General features: G+C 65.2%; 16 protein-coding genes and 1 tRNA gene. 11 read left to right on the top strand and 6 right to left on the bottom strand.

Annotated elements, in window-relative coordinates; genetic code table 11:
- Positions 1 to 7 precede the first annotated feature (7 nt).
- On the bottom strand, positions 8 to 751 hold the full coding sequence (locus ABV518_RS15775; protein ID WP_367768423.1) for a M50 family metallopeptidase: 744 nt from the start codon (positions 749 to 751) through the stop codon (positions 8 to 10).
- A gap of 110 nt (positions 752 to 861) precedes the next feature.
- Between ABV518_RS15775 and ABV518_RS15770 the strand changes: the two genes are divergently transcribed.
- Complete coding sequence (locus tag ABV518_RS15770; protein WP_367768421.1) at positions 862 to 1,326, top strand: GatB/YqeY domain-containing protein; 465 nt, start codon at positions 862 to 864, stop codon at positions 1,324 to 1,326.
- A gap of 96 nt (positions 1,327 to 1,422) precedes the next feature.
- On the opposite strand, the gene ABV518_RS15765 is transcribed toward ABV518_RS15770, so the two are convergent.
- Together ABV518_RS15765 and ABV518_RS15760 are read right to left on the bottom strand one after the other, a co-directional pair.
- Positions 1,423 to 1,725: a DUF4193 domain-containing protein gene (locus ABV518_RS15765; protein ID WP_131132986.1), complete on the bottom strand. Its 303-nt coding sequence runs from the start codon at positions 1,723 to 1,725 to the stop codon at positions 1,423 to 1,425.
- Positions 1,726 to 1,987: 262 nt separating this feature from the next.
- A tRNA-Leu gene (locus ABV518_RS15760) sits at positions 1,988 to 2,070 on the bottom strand.
- Between the two features lie 175 nt (positions 2,071 to 2,245).
- Between ABV518_RS15760 and ABV518_RS15755 the strand changes: the two genes are divergently transcribed.
- Both ABV518_RS15755 and ABV518_RS15750 read left to right on the top strand, forming a co-directional pair.
- Positions 2,246 to 3,550, top strand: a complete 1,305-nt coding sequence (locus tag ABV518_RS15755; RefSeq protein ID WP_367768417.1) for a M20/M25/M40 family metallo-hydrolase — start codon at positions 2,246 to 2,248, stop codon at positions 3,548 to 3,550.
- A gap of 13 nt (positions 3,551 to 3,563) precedes the next feature.
- On the top strand, positions 3,564 to 4,724 hold the full coding sequence (locus tag ABV518_RS15750) for an acyl-CoA dehydrogenase family protein (RefSeq protein WP_367768414.1): 1,161 nt from the start codon (positions 3,564 to 3,566) through the stop codon (positions 4,722 to 4,724).
- Here the strand turns inward: ABV518_RS15750 and ABV518_RS15745 are convergent.
- On the bottom strand, positions 4,721 to 4,954 hold the full coding sequence (locus tag ABV518_RS15745) for a DUF5703 family protein (RefSeq protein WP_310163926.1): 234 nt from the start codon (positions 4,952 to 4,954) through the stop codon (positions 4,721 to 4,723). The two genes, ABV518_RS15750 and ABV518_RS15745, sit on opposite strands and share 4 nt — an antisense overlap.
- Before the next feature lie 39 nt (positions 4,955 to 4,993).
- Here ABV518_RS15745 and ABV518_RS15740 point away from each other — a divergent pair, with 39 nt between their 5' ends.
- The gene (locus tag ABV518_RS15740) at positions 4,994 to 5,260 is read left to right on the top strand and encodes a hypothetical protein (RefSeq protein WP_131132990.1); all 267 of its coding nucleotides are present in this window, start codon (positions 4,994 to 4,996) and stop codon (positions 5,258 to 5,260) included.
- Between the two features lie 21 nt (positions 5,261 to 5,281).
- On the opposite strand, the gene ABV518_RS15735 is transcribed toward ABV518_RS15740, so the two are convergent.
- A complete protein-coding gene (locus ABV518_RS15735) occupies positions 5,282 to 6,223 on the bottom strand; it encodes an aldo/keto reductase (RefSeq protein WP_367768410.1) in 942 nt (313 codons plus the stop codon).
- 50 nt (positions 6,224 to 6,273) lie between these two features.
- Between ABV518_RS15735 and ABV518_RS15730 the strand changes: the two genes are divergently transcribed.
- Both ABV518_RS15730 and mshC read left to right on the top strand, forming a co-directional pair.
- Positions 6,274 to 7,107, top strand: coding sequence for an undecaprenyl-diphosphate phosphatase (locus ABV518_RS15730; protein WP_131132992.1), 834 nt, complete (start codon positions 6,274 to 6,276; stop codon positions 7,105 to 7,107).
- Positions 7,108 to 7,122: 15 nt separating this feature from the next.
- Positions 7,123 to 8,400, top strand: a complete 1,278-nt coding sequence (gene mshC, locus ABV518_RS15725; protein WP_367768406.1) for a cysteine--1-D-myo-inosityl 2-amino-2-deoxy-alpha-D-glucopyranoside ligase — start codon at positions 7,123 to 7,125, stop codon at positions 8,398 to 8,400.
- Positions 8,401 to 8,467: 67 nt separating this feature from the next.
- On the opposite strand, the gene ABV518_RS15720 is transcribed toward mshC, so the two are convergent.
- Positions 8,468 to 9,373, bottom strand: a complete 906-nt coding sequence (locus tag ABV518_RS15720; protein WP_367768403.1) for a PAC2 family protein — start codon at positions 9,371 to 9,373, stop codon at positions 8,468 to 8,470.
- A gap of 152 nt (positions 9,374 to 9,525) precedes the next feature.
- Here ABV518_RS15720 and ABV518_RS15715 point away from each other — a divergent pair, with 152 nt between their 5' ends.
- From ABV518_RS15715 to dop, 5 genes are all read left to right on the top strand, one after another.
- Positions 9,526 to 10,272 (top strand): HAD family hydrolase, encoded by a 747-nt coding sequence (locus tag ABV518_RS15715; RefSeq protein ID WP_367768400.1) that lies wholly within the window; start codon positions 9,526 to 9,528, stop codon positions 10,270 to 10,272.
- Positions 10,265 to 11,431 (top strand): site-2 protease family protein, encoded by a 1,167-nt coding sequence (locus ABV518_RS15710; RefSeq protein WP_367768397.1) that lies wholly within the window; start codon positions 10,265 to 10,267, stop codon positions 11,429 to 11,431. Before ABV518_RS15715 ends, ABV518_RS15710 begins: the two co-directional genes overlap by 8 nt.
- Before the next feature lie 105 nt (positions 11,432 to 11,536).
- On the top strand, positions 11,537 to 12,601 hold the full coding sequence (locus tag ABV518_RS15705) for a tRNA (adenine-N1)-methyltransferase (RefSeq protein WP_367768394.1): 1,065 nt from the start codon (positions 11,537 to 11,539) through the stop codon (positions 12,599 to 12,601).
- Positions 12,602 to 12,683: 82 nt separating this feature from the next.
- A complete protein-coding gene (arc, locus tag ABV518_RS15700; protein ID WP_367768391.1) occupies positions 12,684 to 14,435 on the top strand; it encodes a proteasome ATPase in 1,752 nt (583 codons plus the stop codon).
- A gap of 50 nt (positions 14,436 to 14,485) precedes the next feature.
- Positions 14,486 to 16,105 carry a depupylase/deamidase Dop gene (gene dop / locus ABV518_RS15695; protein ID WP_367768986.1) on the top strand — a complete coding sequence of 540 codons (1,620 nt, stop codon included), beginning with the start codon at positions 14,486 to 14,488 and terminating at the stop codon, positions 16,103 to 16,105.
- The last annotated feature ends 62 nt before the right edge of the window (positions 16,106 to 16,167 follow it).

Genomic DNA, 16,167 nt, shown 5'->3' with positions numbered 1-16,167 from the left:
GAACACCCTATGCTCCGGCAACGAGAATCGCCGAGATGGGCTGCCAGGCCAGGAACCAGGACGCCGAAACGATCGCGATGAACAAAGCTATCCAGATGAAGGACGGCACGGACGTCGAACGGTAGAGGAGATAGGCGTCGGAACTGGCCAGCCTGTCCCTGCGGCGTAAGTGCACATGGATGAGTTTGATGACATCGCGGACCGCTGCCACCAACAGGGCCAGGCCAAGGGCGATCGCCACATGGCCGGTCAAGGCGTGCGGAACGAAGAGGACCAGCACGGCGCCCGAGGCAGCGGCGGCAGAGGTGATCAGAAAGCCAGCCAGGTTGCGGATGAAAAGGAGCGACGTGAGCAGGATCAGGGAGCCGACAGTCAGCGCAGCCGGTCCCCAGCCGTTGAACCCGGACCAGACGAGCGCGGCCCCTGTCAGCGCGGGAACCGGGTAACCCCAGAAACCGGACCACACGGTTGCCAGCCGGCCCCGGCTGTAGCTTGTGGTTGTTCCCGAGTGGTCAAGGCCCAGCCTGATCCCGCCGAGCCTCTGTCCGCTCATGACGGCAGCGAAAGCGTGACCCAATTCATGTGTTGCGGTGGCCAGCAGGCCGAAGTACCGCCACGTGGCCTGGGGAACGGAGAGGGCCGTTGCGGTCAGGAGGACGACGGTCAGTTCACCCAGGGAAACATCAGGGAGGGCCGTCCGGCTGAACGCTTCCAGCAGGCGCTGCCACAGCTGGTCTGGCACGGAATTCACGGGCTGCCCGGAGGGGTGTAGTCATAGTGAGCCATAGCCCTCTACGGTACTAGAGGGCAGTGGTCCTGCCCGCGCCCCGGCCTGGGGCGTGCTACGAATCGAGGAAAACCGTGTCCACTTTGAAGGAACGACTGCACGCTGACGTGGTGACGCACATGAAAGAGCGCAACAAGACAGCGCTTACGACGGTGCGCAATGTGCTGGGGGAGATCGAAACCCGCGAGAAGTCGGGCAAGACACCCGTCGTGCTGGACGACGCGCAGGTGACGTCCCTGCTGCAGAAGGAAGCGGCCAAGCGGCGCGACACCGCGCGGATCTATACGGAGGCGGGCGAACCGGACCGCGCCGCGGCTGAAATCGCGGAGGCCGAGGTCATCGAGGCCTACTTGCCAAAGGCGCTGACGGAAGCGGAGGTGGAAGCGATTGTGGATGCGGTCATTGCGGAGCTTACGGCTGCGGGCCAGGCCCCAGGCATGCGGCAGATGGGCGATGTGATGAAGCCGGTCACCGCGAAAGTGGCCGGCCGCTTCGACGGCAAGGCCGTAAGCCAGATGGTGCGCAGCCGGCTCGCTTAACACGAAAGGCACGTCCACGGTTTCCGTGGGCGCGCCTCATCGTATCCAGGTGCGCCAGCCGAAGCGGGCGCGGCGGTGGTGTGCGTCGTGCGGGTATCAGCCTTCGCAGTCCGTGCAGTAGCTGTGTCCGTCTTTCTGCCGCGCGATCTGCGAGCGGTGGCGGACCAGGAAGCAGGAGTAGCAGGTGAACTCGTCGTCAGCCTGGGGGATGACCTGGACGATCAGCTCCTCGGCAACGAATTCGCCTCCCGGAACGCCTGCGCCGTCCAGCCCATCAGCTTCATCAAGTTCCAGCACAACGCTGCGGGCGTCCGGTGCATTCGCGGACTGGAGCGCCTCGAGCGAGTTGTCCTGCGATTCCTTGACGTCGGAGCGGAGTTCGTCGTAATCGGTTGCCACTTAGGTGTTTCTCTTTTCTTTGGTTCAGTCTGTCGCGTATGCAACGTACAGCATGGCGCTGGTATTCCCCAACGGGCTAACGCTCCACTACACGTGTGGCGGGCGCTTTTCGATCCGAATGTGACCAACGGCACTGTTGCGGGCTACTAAAGCATGGAACGTACAGCCAGCACAAGACCGACGGCGGCCGCGGCCGGATCGTCAGCGGGACCCATAGAAAAAAGCCCCTGGAATCCTTGGATTCCAGGGGCTTTCCCTTCTGTGCGCGGAGGGGGACTTGAACCCCCACCCCCTTTCGAGGACTAGCACCTCAAGCTAGCGCGTCTGCCATTCCGCCACCCGCGCAGGTGGTAATTCGGACTGCGTTTCCGCCTTTCAGCGTTTCGCATTTCTCCGAAGCAGCGAGAAAGACTCTAACATGAATTTTCCGGGAACATGAAATCGGGCCAAATGGGTAGGCTGAAGGCAAGCGAATCCGCCCCTGGTTCCCAGCAGCCGCCACCTTTATGAGGAGTGCCCAATGACCGAAATCCGTCCCGAAGATGAAGTTGTCCGGATCTGCCAGGAGCTCATCCGGATCGACACATCGAACTACGGAGACGGTTCCGGTCCGGGGGAGCGCGCCGCGGCTGAGTACACAGCCGGGCTGATCGAGGAAGTTGGCCTGCCTGCCGAAATTTTCGAATCCGCGCCCGGCAGGGCAAACGTCGTCACCAGGATGGCCGGGGAAGACCCTGGCGCCAGCGCACTGGTGGTCCACGGCCACCTGGACGTTGTTCCCGCACTTAAAGAGCAGTGGTCAGTGGACCCCTTCGGCGCGGAACTCAAGGACGGGCTGATCTGGGGCCGCGGCGCCGTGGACATGAAGGACATGGACGCCATGATCCTCTCTGTCCTGCGTGACTTCGCCAGGACCGGGCGCAGGCCGAAGCGGGACATCATCTTCGCCTTCTTCGCCGACGAGGAGGCAGGCGGCGAGTATGGCGCCCGCTACGCGGTGGACAAACGTCCGGAACTCTTCGAAGGCGCCACGGAGGCGATCTCCGAGGTTGGCGGCTTCTCCGCAACCATCGGCGGACAGCGCACGTACCTCCTGCAGACCGCAGAAAAGGGCATCTCCTGGCTCCGCCTCGTTGCCCACGGGCGGGCCGGGCACGGTTCCCAGATCAACACCGATAACGCCATCACACGGCTGGCCGCCGCAGTGACCAGGATCGGCGAATACAAGTGGCCGATTGAGCTGACCCCCACCACCCGCCAGTTCCTGGATGGCGTGATGGAACTCACGGGCGTGGAATTCGACCCGGACAACCCGGACGTCCTGCTGAACCAGCTGGGCACCGTGGCGCGCTTCGTCGGGGCGACCCTGCAGAACACCACCAACCCCACGCTGCTGAAGGGCGGCTACAAGCACAACGTCATTCCCGAGTCGGCAGAAGCCCTCGTGGATTGCCGCACACTGCCCGGACAGCAGGACCACGTCCTTGAAATTGTGCGTGAGCTCGCCGGGACCGGCGTGGACGTCAGCTACGTGCACAACGACGTCTCCCTGGAGGTCCCGTTCGCAGGAAACCTCGTGGACTCCATGATCGACGCGCTGCACGCCGAGGACCCGGGAGCGAAAGTACTGCCCTACACGCTCTCCGGAGGCACCGATAACAAGTCCCTGAGCCGCCTGGGCATCACTGGCTACGGCTTCGCCCCGCTTCAGCTCCCGGATGACCTGGACTTCACCGGCATGTTCCACGGTGTCGACGAGCGCGTCCCCGCCGACTCCCTCAAATTCGGCGCCCGGGTACTCAACACGCTCCTCACGAACTACTGAGCCAGCCCCGGACATGACGCCCGAAGACGTGCTGCCCGAGACCCTGCTGGAACGGTTCCGCGGGCGTGCATCCTCCTACGACCGCGACAACGCCTTCTTCCATGAGGACCTCGGGGAGCTCGCCGCCGCCGGTTACCTGAAGCTGTTTGTTCCGGCGGCCGACGGCGGCCTGGGGCTTGGGCTCGCAGCGGCGGCGCAGTGCCAGCGGCGGCTCGCAACGGCGGCGCCGGCCACCGCCCTCGCCGTGAACATGCACCTGGTCTGGACCGGCGTCGCACAGGTGCTCGCGGCCACGGGAGACCATTCCCTGGACTTCGTCCTGCAGGAGGCGGCCGCAGGCGAAGTCTTCGCGTTCGGGAATTCCGAAGCCGGCAACGATTCAGTGCTCTTTGATTCCCGAACTGTTGCCACCCCGCTGCCGGACGGCGGCTACAGCTTCACCGGAACGAAGATCTTCACCAGCCTCTCGCCGGCGTGGACCAGGCTGGGGATCTTCGGCAAGGACACCCAGGCAAGGGACGGCGAAGGCGAGCTCGTCCATGGGTTCATCCGGCGCGACACGCCCGGCTACACGATCCTGGACGACTGGGACACGCTCGGGATGCGTGCCAGCCAGTCCAACACCACGGTGCTGGACGGCGCCGAGGTGCCGGCGGACCGGATCTTCCGCAAACTGCCCGTCGGACCCAACCCCGACCCGCTGATCTTCGCCATTTTCGCGTGCTTTGAAACACTGCTGGCCGCCGTCTACACAGGCATCGGGGAACGGGCCCTGCATTTGGGTGTGGAGGCCGTTAAGCGGCGGACATCCCTTAAGAACGGCGGCCGGAGCTACGCGCAGGACCCGGACATCCGTTGGAAGGTAGCCGAGGCGGCCATGGCCATGGATTGCCTCTATCCGCAGCTGGCTGCTGTGGCCCGCGACGTGGACGCCCTGGTTGACCACGGACCGCAATGGTTCCCCAGGCTCGTGGGATTGAAAGTCAGCGCCACAGAAACCGCGCGGCGGGTGGTGGACTTGGCCATCAGGGTAAGTGGCGGCTCAAGCTATTTCCGGGGCTCGGAACTGGAACGGCTGTACCGCGACGTGCTGGCCGGTATGTTCCATCCATCCGATGATGAATCGGCCCACAACACGGTGGCCAACGCCTGGCTCGGCCCGCTCGAAGCCTAGACGGTCCGCTGGACCTGCATCACCCGGCGGCGGAGCCAGAACCGCCGGCCACCGCCCACGTACAGCTTGCTGCGCTCCAGTTCCCACTTGCCGTATTCGGAATGTTCCACAAGGCGCCGCCGGGCATCAGGCAGGGAATCGTCGGGACTGACCGTCAGTACGAGGTACTCGTACTGCCTCAGATAGTCCCGTTCCCGCTGGACCGAGCTGGTGAGAAATTGTTCCTTCATTGCTCTCCATTTTCGTCCTTTTCCGGCTAACGTGAAGTCATGAGCATCGATCCGCGTGTCGCGCTTCAGTCCTTGACTTCCTCCTTGGAAGAACACCTTATAGCAGCGTCCAACCGCCGCGGTGATGGGGACCCCGCCGTAGAGGCGGCTTTTTTTGCCGTCGCGGATGCGTTCGAAGTCTATGAGGACGCCCTCTATGAGGCCTACAGCGAAGTGACACCGCTTCAGGTCTTTGACGACGAAGAGGACGAAGACGAAGACAGCGATGTGGACGACGAAGAGGACCTGGAGATCCTCGAGGACTAGGTCCCTGACGTACGGTTCCAGTCAGCCCTGGGCAGGCTCGGACACGTCCTCAAGTGCCCGCGAAATTTCCGGCGGCAGCGGGACAAGCTGCGCATCCAGGATTTCCTTAAGCTGGACAGGCGTCCGGGGGCCCACAACCGCCGAGGCCACACCATGCTGTGACAGCACCCAGCTCAGGGAGACGTCCAGCGGCGTGCGCCCCAGACCCTTGGCAGCCATCGCGACCGCCTCCACCACGCGGGACCCCTGCTGGCCCAGGTACGGCTCCACATAAGGGGCCAGGTCAGGATTTGCTGCCCGCGAATCGCCCGGGATGCCTCCCCTGTACTTGCCGGTCAGAGCTCCACGTCCCAGTGGCGCCCAGGCCAGGAGACCGAGCCCGGCATCTTCGACGGCGGGAATGAGTTCCCCCTCGGGTTTGCGCTGGAGCAGGGAATATTCGGCCTGGGCCGCAACCAGGGGGAAGCCGGCGATGGCGGCAGCTTTGGCGGTCTGCCAGCCGTTGAAGTTTGAGACGCCGGCGTAGCGTGCCCGGCCACTCCGCAAGGCGAACTCCAGGGCCGACAGTGTTTCATCCAAGGGGACGTTGGGATCCCAGGCCTGGGCGAACCAGATATCGACGTAGTCAGTGCCCAGCCGCGCGAGGCTTGCGTCGAGCCCGGACAGCATTGCGTTACGCGACGTGTCCACGGTCCGCCGGCCGTCCGGCGTCGAAATTCCGGCTTTGGTGGAGATGGAGACTTCGGTGCGTGAAACAACATCCCCCAGCAGGGAGCCGATCAGGGCCTCCGACTTACCGTCGGCGTAGGACGCCGCCGTGTCGATGTGCCTGCCGCCCGCATCCACGAACGTCCGGAGCAATTCCGTGGCGTCCTGTTCGTCGGTTTCGCCGGCCCAAGACATGGTGCCGAGGGAGAGGGCCGAGACACGCAATCCACTGTTGCCGACGTAACGCTGCTGCATAGCAGCAAGCTTACGGGGAATCGGCAGGGTCCATGACGTAGGGTCTTACCGTGAACTGGTTTGAGGCGGCCCTGCTGGGCCTAGTGCAGGGACTGACCGAATTTCTACCGATTTCATCAAGTGCGCATCTGCGGATAGTGGGGCAATTCCTGCCCAATGCGTCCGACCCCGGCGCCGCATTCACCGCCATCACGCAGCTGGGTACGGAGACCGCCGTGCTGGTCTTCTTCTGGCACGACATCGTCCGGATCGTGAAAGCCTGGTTTGGCTCGCTGTCCGGCAAGGTCTCCCGGCAGGACCCCGACGCACGGATGGGCTGGCTCGTGATTCTCGGCAGCCTGCCGATCATTGTGCTTGGCCTCCTGTTCCAGGACCAGATCGAATCCGTCCTGCGGAGCCTGTGGATTGTTGCCACCACTTTGATCGTCTTTGGCCTGGTGCTGGCCGTGGCGGACGCGGTGGGCAAGCAGGAACGGGACCTGACCCGGCTGACCTATAAGCACGGCATCTTTTACGGCCTGGCACAGGCAATGGCACTGATCCCCGGCGTCTCCCGCTCCGGCGGCACCATCACCGCCGGCCTGCTGATGGGTTACACCCGTGAAGCCGCCGCCCGCTACTCCTTCCTCCTGGCCATTCCCGCCGTCTTCGGCAGCGGCCTGTACCAGCTCTACAAAACCGTTTCCAAGGAAGGCATCACCGGCCCCTACGGACTGCCCGAGACGGCAATGGCCACGGTCATTGCGTTCGTTGTGGGCTACGTCATTATTGGCTGGTTCCTGAAGTTCGTCTCGACCCGCAGTTACCGGCTCTTTGTCTGGTACCGGATCCTCCTGGGCCTGGCGCTGTATCTGCTGCTCGGTTTCAATGTGATCAGCGCCTGACAGTAGGCTTGGCCTGTGAAATCCTGGATATCCCGCCCTGTCCCCGCCCTGCCCGGCAGCATGCCCGCCATCCGGCTTTTTGATACCGCCCAAGGCAGGGAAGTTGAGCTGCAGGGCGACGGCGACCAGTCACTGTATGTCTGCGGCATTACGCCCTACGACGCCACGCACATGGGGCACGCTGCCAGCTACGTTGCGTTTGACCTGTTGAACCGGGCGTGGCGCGACGCAGGACGGCATGTGGCCTACGTCCAGAACGTCACCGACGTCGACGACCCCCTGCTCGAACGCGCCACGGCTACCGGCGTGGACTGGCGGGACCTCGCGGCCAGCCAGATCGAGCTGTTCCAGACGGACATGGTGGCCCTGAACGTCCTCGCACCGGACCACTACGTCGGTGCTGTGGAATCCGTCCCGCTGATCGTCCCCGCCATTGAGCGGCTTCTCCGCAACGGCCTTGCCTACCGCGTGCCAGGCGGCGCAGGCGAACCCGACGGCGACGTCTACTACGACGTCGAGGCCGCCGGAAAACAGTCCTCCGCCACCGACGCCTGGACCCTGGGCGACATCTCGGGCCTGGCGGAAACCGACATGCTGGAACTGTTCGCCGAACGCGGCGGCGACCCCGGGCGTGCGGGCAAGCGGCAGGCCCTGGACCCGCTCCTGTGGCGCGTGGCCAGGGAGGGCGAGCCCAGCTGGCCCGGGGGAGAACTCGGCGACGGACGTCCCGGCTGGCACATCGAATGCACAGTCATCGCCCAGGAATACCTTCCCGCTCCATTCACGGTCCAGGGCGGCGGCTCGGACCTGATCTTCCCGCACCATGAGATGGGCGCCGGCCACGCGTATTCCCTGGCCGGGGTCCCGCTGGCCCACCACTACGCACATGCCGGCATGGTTGGCCTGGACGGCGAGAAGATGAGCAAGTCCAAGGGCAACCTGGTCCTCGTCTCACGGCTCCGGGCCGCAGGGGAAGAACCCGCCGCCATCAGGCTGGCGATCCTGGCCCACCACTACCGGTCAGACTGGTCATGGACCGACGCCGGCTTCGCCGAAGCCAAAGACCGGCTCTCCGCATGGCGCGGCGCACTCGCCGCTGCTCCAGAGGGCTCGGCCGCGGACCTGATCGCAGAAATGCGGGCCGCCCTTGCAACGGATCTGGACGCGCCCGCGGCGCTGGAAGCAGTCGACCGCTGGGCCGCCGGAGCCACCTCCGCCGCGGCAGCGGGCAGCCCGCAGGACCGCGCCCTGGTCACTGACGCAGTGGACGCCCTGCTCGGCGTCGTACTCTAGCCACGCTTTAGAAAGAAGTGCCTGCCCGAAGCCAGGCAGGCACTTTGTTGCGCCAGGGAGGGTCCTCTTACTGCTTGTCTTTGCCCCGGCGTTTGAGATAGCGCTCAAACTCCCGGGCAATGGACTCGCCGCTGGCTTCGGGGAGGTCCGCGGTGTCCTTGGCCTCTTCGAGCTGGCGGACGTAGGCTGCGATCTCAGGGTCCTCTGTGGCAAGTTCGTCCACACCGCGTTCCCAGGCGTCAGCTTCTTCTGCCAGTTCGTGGGTGTCCAGCGGGACCTGGAGCAATTCCTCGATCCGGTGCAGGAGCGCCAACTGCGCCTTGGGCGACGGCGCCTGGGCCACGTAATGCGGCACGGCCGCCCACAAGGATACCGTCGGAATTCCGGCGAGCAGCGAAACTTCGGAGAGAACGCCCACAATGCCTACCGGGCCCTCATACTGGGAGGCCTCCAGGTTCAGCCGTTCGCGCAGGGGGGCGTCGTCCGAGGACGTGCTGACAGGGATGGGGCGGCTGTGGGGCACGTCCGCCAGCAGGGCGCCTACGAGCACCACATAGTCCACGTTGAGGGCCTCAGCGTGGACCAGCAACTCGGCTGTGTAGGCACGCCACTTGTAGGACGGCTCGGTGCCCTGGACAAAAATGACGTCCACGTTGGACTCGGGGGCGCTGGCTTTGTAAATCCTGGTGGCCGGCCACTTGATCTTCCGTTCACCGGCAGCGTTGCGCCGTACCGTGGGCCGCGTGAACTGGAAGTCGTAATACTCGTCGGCGTCGATGGACGCGACCTTCTTGCCGTTCCAGAGCTTGTTCAGGTAGCGCAGCGAATCGCTGGCCGCTTCCCCCGCGTCATTCCAGCCTTCAAAGGCGGCCAGCATTACGGTGATGCGTTCACCCTCAGCCACTGGCTGCAGGAACCGCTCCGGCCCGGCCTCGGCACCCGGTTCGGTGGTGTCTCCGTCGAAGCTATTCATCCCATCACCCTACGTCCAAGAACCTGCGTCACGCATTGAATGAAGCGCCGGAAAATCCGTGGGAGCGCCCGAATCCGGGCCGCTGGATGTCCTGTATTCGCCAAGGGCGTAGCCCACAGCCTGCGTCCAGCCGTGCACCGTAGACTGAACACATGCGATCCCCAGCCACAATTTCCCCCCTCAAAGCAGTCCTCTGGGACATGGATGGCACCATTGTGGACACCGAGCCCTACTGGATCGCGGCCGAACATGCGCTGGTCGAAGCCCATGGCGGGACCTGGTCGCACGAGCAGGCCGTCCAGCTCGTCGGGCAGTCGCTGGCGTTCTCCGCCGGCGTCCTCCAGGATGCCGGCGTTGACCTGGACGCGAGGGAGATCATCAACACGCTGACAGCGGAGGTCATCCGCGGCGTGCAGCGCAGCGTGCCCTGGCGCCCGGGCGCCCGGGAACTGCTGGACGAGCTCCATCAGGCAGGTGTGCGGTGTGCCCTCGTCACCATGTCCGAAGGCCCCCTGGCCCGGGAGATCGTGGCGAGCCTGCCCAAGCCGTATTTCGAGTTTGTCGTTACAGGGGACACCGTCGCCCAGGGCAAGCCGCACCCTGAGGCCTACCTGACCGCCGTGGAACTGCTCCAGGGCTCCGACCCCGCCCTGACCATTGACCACTGCGTCGCCCTGGAAGACTCCGCACCCGGCATCGCCGCCGCGGTTGCCTCGGGCGTGTCCACTGTGGCCATTCCCCACATTGTGCCCATCCCCGATGATCCCCGGCACACCACCTGGGACTCGCTGGCCGGCCGCACGGTAGCCGAACTCGTTGCCATCGCGGCGGACCGGCACGGTGCCGCCGGCACTGGCAGCCGGCCCGACGCAACCCTGGGGAGTCCCACAGATGGGTGAAAAGGCCGCACCGGCCCGCCGCGAGGGAATCCCGCTCGGCAGGATCGCCGGAATACCAGTCATCCTTGCCTACTCCTGGTTCATCATCGCTGCCTTCACCGTGATTGCCTTCGGTCCGGTACTTCGCGCAGACAACCCGGCACTCGGAGTCTCTGCTTACACGGTGGCGTTTGCCTATGCCGTCCTGCTCCTGATCTCCGTGCTGGTCCACGAGCTGGCACACGCGCTGACGGCCAAGCTTTACGGCTGGCCCACGGAGAAAATCGTGCTGAACCTCTGGGGCGGCCACACGCAGTTCGAGAACTTCACGGCCACCCCGGGCCGCTCGGTCCTGGTGGCGCTGGCCGGGCCTGCTGCCAACTTTGTCCTGGCTGGCGGGGCATGGATGGTTCACGACTCCGACAGCCTGGGCAGCGTCGCGGGAATACTCGTCAACATCTTTATGTGGGCCAACTTCGTCATCGGCGTCTTCAACGTCCTTCCGGGCCTGCCCCTCGACGGCGGCCGGATTGTCGAATCCGCCGTCTGGAAAGCCACCGGCAGCCAGGCCAAGGGCACAGTCGCGGCCGGCTGGGCCGGCCGCGTCATCGTCGTCGCCCTCGGTTTCTGGTTCATTGCCCGGCCCCTGCTGGTCGGCGAATCGCCGGAATTCAGCACACTCATGATCACCGTCCTCGTCGCGGGATTCCTCTGGATGGGCGCAACGGCGTCCATCCAGCAGGGAACGATGCGTGGACGGCTGCATCTCGTCAACGCATCCGGGCTGTCGCGGCCCGCCGTCGGAATTCCCGCCACCGCCACCGTGGCGGACATCCTGCGCGTGGCGCCGGCCGGAATACCGGCCGTGGTGGTCTGCGGTCCGGACGGGCGCCCGCAGGGCGTGGTGGACGCCTCCGCCGTCGCCGCAGTTCCTCCGCATGCCGCAGGCTTAACGCCCGTGACCGCGGTGTCCTATGCCCTTGGTGCAGGCGCCTACGTACCCGAATGGTCCAAAGGCCAGGAGCTCATCCAGTACCTGGGCCAGCTGGAAGGACAGGAATATGCCGTGGTCGACCACCATGGCGCAGTGACAGGCCTGCTGGCACAGGATGTGGTGGTCGCGGCCATCACCGGCAAGAGTGTCCGCCCCAATAGGTATCCGCAGGGCCAGAACCGGTAGAGTTACCTGCCGGTCGCGTTTAACTGCCATACGGCTTCCGTTGGCAAAGCCGGACGGCCCCACCAAGTGCGCAGTCCCACAGTTGTACAAGAGCGAGGAAAATTCATGAGCAGCGAATCTGCCGCCCCCGAAGCCCCAGCAGCACCCCAGGCCGGTGTTGCCGCCAACGGAGCCCAGCCGGTAGGGGCTGCGCGGCGCCGGGGACCCTTCCGTGAAGGCGAACGCGTCCAGTTGACCGATGAGCGCGGCCGCATGAACACGGTCACCCTTGAAGTGGGCGGCGCCTTCCACACCCACCGCGGATTCCTCAACCACGACGAGATCATCGGCAAAGTGGACGGCTCCGTTGTGGCGAACAACGTTGGCCAGCAGTACCAGACGCTGCGCCCGCTGCTCTCGGACTTTGTCCTCTCCATGCCCCGCGGTGCCGCCGTTGTCTACCCCAAGGACGCCGGCCAGATTGTCACCATGGCGGACATTTTCCCCGGCGCCAGGGTCGTCGAAGCCGGCGTCGGATCCGGCGCCCTGTCGATCTCCCTGCTGCGCGCGGTGGGCGACAACGGCTACCTGCACTCCTTCGAACGGCGCGAAGAATTCGCCGACATCGCCCGCGGCAACGTGGAGACCATTTTCGGCGGCCCGCACCCCGCCTGGAAAATTTCCCTGGGTGACTTCCAGGAGGAAGTTGTCCGCAGCGAGGCCCCGGGATCCGTCGACCGCGTGGTGCTGGACATGCTCGCCCCGTGGGAATGCCTCGACGCCGTCGCAACCGTGCTTGCTCCCGGCGGCGTCTGGATCAACTACGTGGCCACAGTCACCCAGCTCTCCCGCACTGCCGAAGCCATCCGCGCCGACGGCCGGTTCACCGAGCCGGATGCCTGGGAGTCCATGGTCCGCGGCTGGCATCTTGAAGGCCTCGCGGTCCGCCCCGACCACCGGATGGTTGCCCACACCGGGTTCCTGCTCGTCACCCGGCGCCTGGCCGACGGCGTGACCGGCATTTCGGTCAAGCGGCGCCCGTCAAAGACCGACTTCGACGAAGCTGACGTCAATGCCTGGACCCCCGGCGCGGTAGGGGAGCGGCTGGTTTCGGACAAGAAGCTCCGCCGTGCCGCGCGCGACGCGATCGCCGGAACCAACGTCAAGGATGACCCGGAGATCACGAACTAGTCCAGATTTCGGGAGTCTTCAGCTGTACCTGCCAACTTGGGGCTAAGGTCTTAAGAGAAGCGCAGGAAGGGGCTGATGCATCATGGAGACTCCGAACCAGGACTCCGGACGTACACCGGCAGAGCAGTCTGCTGTTAATGATTTGTCTGTAGCTGACAGGCAGGTCAACATCCTCCGGGACAAGCTCAGGCACATTGACCGCCAGCTGGCGGCCGCAACACAAAACAATGGCAAGCTGGTCACCATGCTGGAAGCCGCGAAAGCGGAGATCCTGCGGCTCAAGAACGCCCTTGACCAGGAAGGGCAGCCACCGTACAGCTTCGGAACCATTCTCCAGCTCAACCCGAAGCGCCAGCCGTCCGCCGGAAACAGCGGCCAGGCTGCCACCGAGGAATCGGCGGATATCTTCAACGCCGGGCGGAAGATGCGGGTGGGCATCAGCCCCCTGGTCAACATCAACCAGCTCGCCGTCGGCCAGGAAGTCCTGCTCAACGAAGCCCTGCTGATTGTTGCCGGCCTGGGCTACGAACGCGCCGGCGAGCTGGCCACCCTGAAGGAAATGCTGGGCACGGACCGTGCCCTGGTCGTCGGACGAGCCGACGAGGAACGGGTCATCCGGCTTTCCGGAGCCCTCCTGGGCGAAAAGCTCCGCGTGGGGGATGCGCTGTCCATTGATTCGCGGACAGGCTACGCGCTGGAGAAAGTCCCCCGGTCCGAGGTGGAGAACCTGGTCCTGGAGGAAGTTCCGGACATCACGTACGAGGACATTGGCGGCCTGGGCCCGCAGATTGAACAGATCCGCGACGCCGTCGAGCTACCGTTCCTGCACCCGGACCTCTACCGGGAACACGGGCTGAAGGCGCCGAAGGGCATCCTGCTCTACGGTCCTCCGGGCTGCGGCAAGACCCTCATCGCCAAAGCCGTTGCCAACTCCCTGGCCGCCCGGGCGGCTGAACGCTCCGGCAACGTGGACCTGAAGAGCTACTTCCTCAACATCAAGGGTCCCGAACTGCTGGACAAGTACGTTGGCGAAACGGAACGGCATATCCGGCTGATCTTCTCCCGCGCCCGCGAAAAGGCCTCCGACGGCAGCCCTGTAGTGGTGTTTTTCGACGAAATGGACTCCCTGTTCCGCACCCGCGGCACCGGCATTTCCTCCGACGTCGAAACCACCATCGTGCCCCAGCTGCTCAGCGAGATCGACGGCGTGGAGCGGCTGGACAACGTCATCGTGATCGGTGCGTCCAACCGCGAGGACATGATCGACCCCGCGATCCTCCGGCCGGGCCGCCTGGACGTGAAGGTCAAAATCCAGCGGCCGGATGCCGAAGCCGCGGCGGACATCTTCAACAAGTACATCACCACGGACCTGCCTTTCCACGAGTCCGACCTCGCCGAATACGACGGCGATGTCCAGGCCACCGTGGACGCCATGGTCCAGCGCACCGTGGAAGCCATGTACTCCACGGACAAGTCCAACGAGTACCTGGAGGTCACCTACGCCAACGGCGACACCGAGATGCTCTACTTCAAGGACTTCAACTCCGGCGCCGTGGTCCAGAACGTGGTGGACCGGGCCAAGAAGTACGCCATCAAGGACCTCCTGACACTCCACCAGAAGGGCCTGCGGATCGAGCACCTGCTCCGGGCCGTGGTGGACGAATTCCGGGAGCACGAGGACATGCCGAACACCACCAACCCGGATGACTGGGCCCGCATTTCCGGCAAGAAGGGCGAGCGGATCACCTACATCCGGACCATCGTCCAGGGCAAGGCCGGGCAGGAACCCGGGAAGTCCATCGAAACGATGCCCAGCACAGGGCAGTACCTGTGACGGCTGCGCAGGAACCCGCCGTCGGAGGACCCCTCCCCGTCGGCGGGGCCATGCGCGTGATGGGCGCGGAAACGGAATTCGGGATCCACGCTCCGTCTGCCCCCTCGGCCAACGCCACCATGATGTCCGCCCGCGTGGTGCAGGCATACGCGCAGGTAACGCGGCAGCGTGCGGCCGGTGGTGCCGAAACGCGCTGGGACTATACGGACGAAGAGCCGCTGCACGACGCCCGGGGCTGGACGCTCGACCGGGCCTCGGCGCACCCCAGCCAGCTCACAGACCAGCCGCCTGTCCTCGACGCCGAAGCGGTGGCGCTTGCCTACGGCCGCGAGGAACTGGAACTGGACGGCCAGGACGAGTCCGGCACGCTGCTGATGAACATGGTGCTCGGCAACGGTGCACGCCTCTACGTGGACCACGCCCACCCGGAGTACTCAAGTCCCGAGGTGACCAACCCCCGGGACGCCGTGACCTGGGACGCCGCCGGTGACCTCGTGGCCCTGGCCACGGTCCGGCGGCTCGGCATGGACCCCGAGCTTCCCGCGGTCAACCTCTACAAAAACAACACGGACAACAAATCCGTGTCTTACGGCTCGCACGAGAACTACCTCATGCCACGCTCCGTCCCGTTCGGCGACATCGTGCGGGGACTGACCCCATTCTTCGTCACCCGGCAGATCCTCTGCGGGGCGGGCAGGGTGGGCATGGGCCAGGACAGTTCCACCCCGGGGTACCAGATCAGCCAGCGGGCGGACTTTTTTGAAGCAGAAGTCGGCCTGGAAACCACCATCCGGCGTCCGATCATCAACACCCGCGATGAACCGCATGCCACGGCGGACAAGTACCGCCGGCTACACGTCATCATCGGCGACGCCAACCTTAGCCAGGCATCCAACTTCCTCAAGTTCGGCACCACGGCCATGGTCCTCAGCCTCATCGAGGCGGGCCTCGCCCCCAAGCTGGAGGTGCATGAACCGGTCGCCGCACTGCAGGCCATCAGCCACGACACGTCCCTGACCGCCAAAATCCGGCTGCTGGACGGGCGGCGGGTGACAGCGCTGGACCTGCAGTGGATTTACCACGAAGCAGCAGCCAAGCTCGCCCAGGACACCGGCGTTTCCGACGCCATCGACGGCGACGGACACACGCATGAGGTCCTGGAACGCTGGGCCACCACCCTGACCCAGCTCGACAGCGACCGTCCGGCCGCGGCTTCCTCAGTCGAGTGGCTCGCCAAGCTCTCCATCCTCGAGGGGTACCGGGAACGGGACGGACTTGCCTGGGACGATGCCCGGCTGGGCCTCGTTGACCTCCAGTGGGCGGACATCCGGCCGGAGAAGGGCCTTTACTACCGGCTGCTGGCGCGGAACCGGATGCAGCGGATTGTCGACGACGGCGACATCGCCGCGGCGGTCACGGAACCGCCGTCGGACACCAGGGCCTATTTCCGTGGCCGCTGTGTCAGCAGCTTCGGCAAGGACGTTGTGGGCGCCAGCTGGGATTCGGTGATCTTCGACGTTCCGGGCTATGGCCGGCTCCAGCGGGTCCCCACCCGTGAGCCGCTGAGGGGGACCAGGGCGCTGACAGGCGGCCTGTTTGCCCGGCACCGGGAAGCCGGTCCTTTCCTGGCAGAACTGCTGGGACAGAACACCAGTCCGCCGCGGGCGTAAACCGCCCCGCCGGCCGCAGGGCGTGGCAATATTGGCGTATCGGATGTTCCACCCGGACCCGA

Source organism: Arthrobacter sp. HS15c (assembly GCF_040812005.1).
In the GTDB taxonomy this organism is placed as follows: Bacteria; Actinomycetota; Actinomycetes; order Actinomycetales; family Micrococcaceae; genus Arthrobacter.
This window is presented reverse-complemented; position numbering and strand designations above follow the sequence as displayed.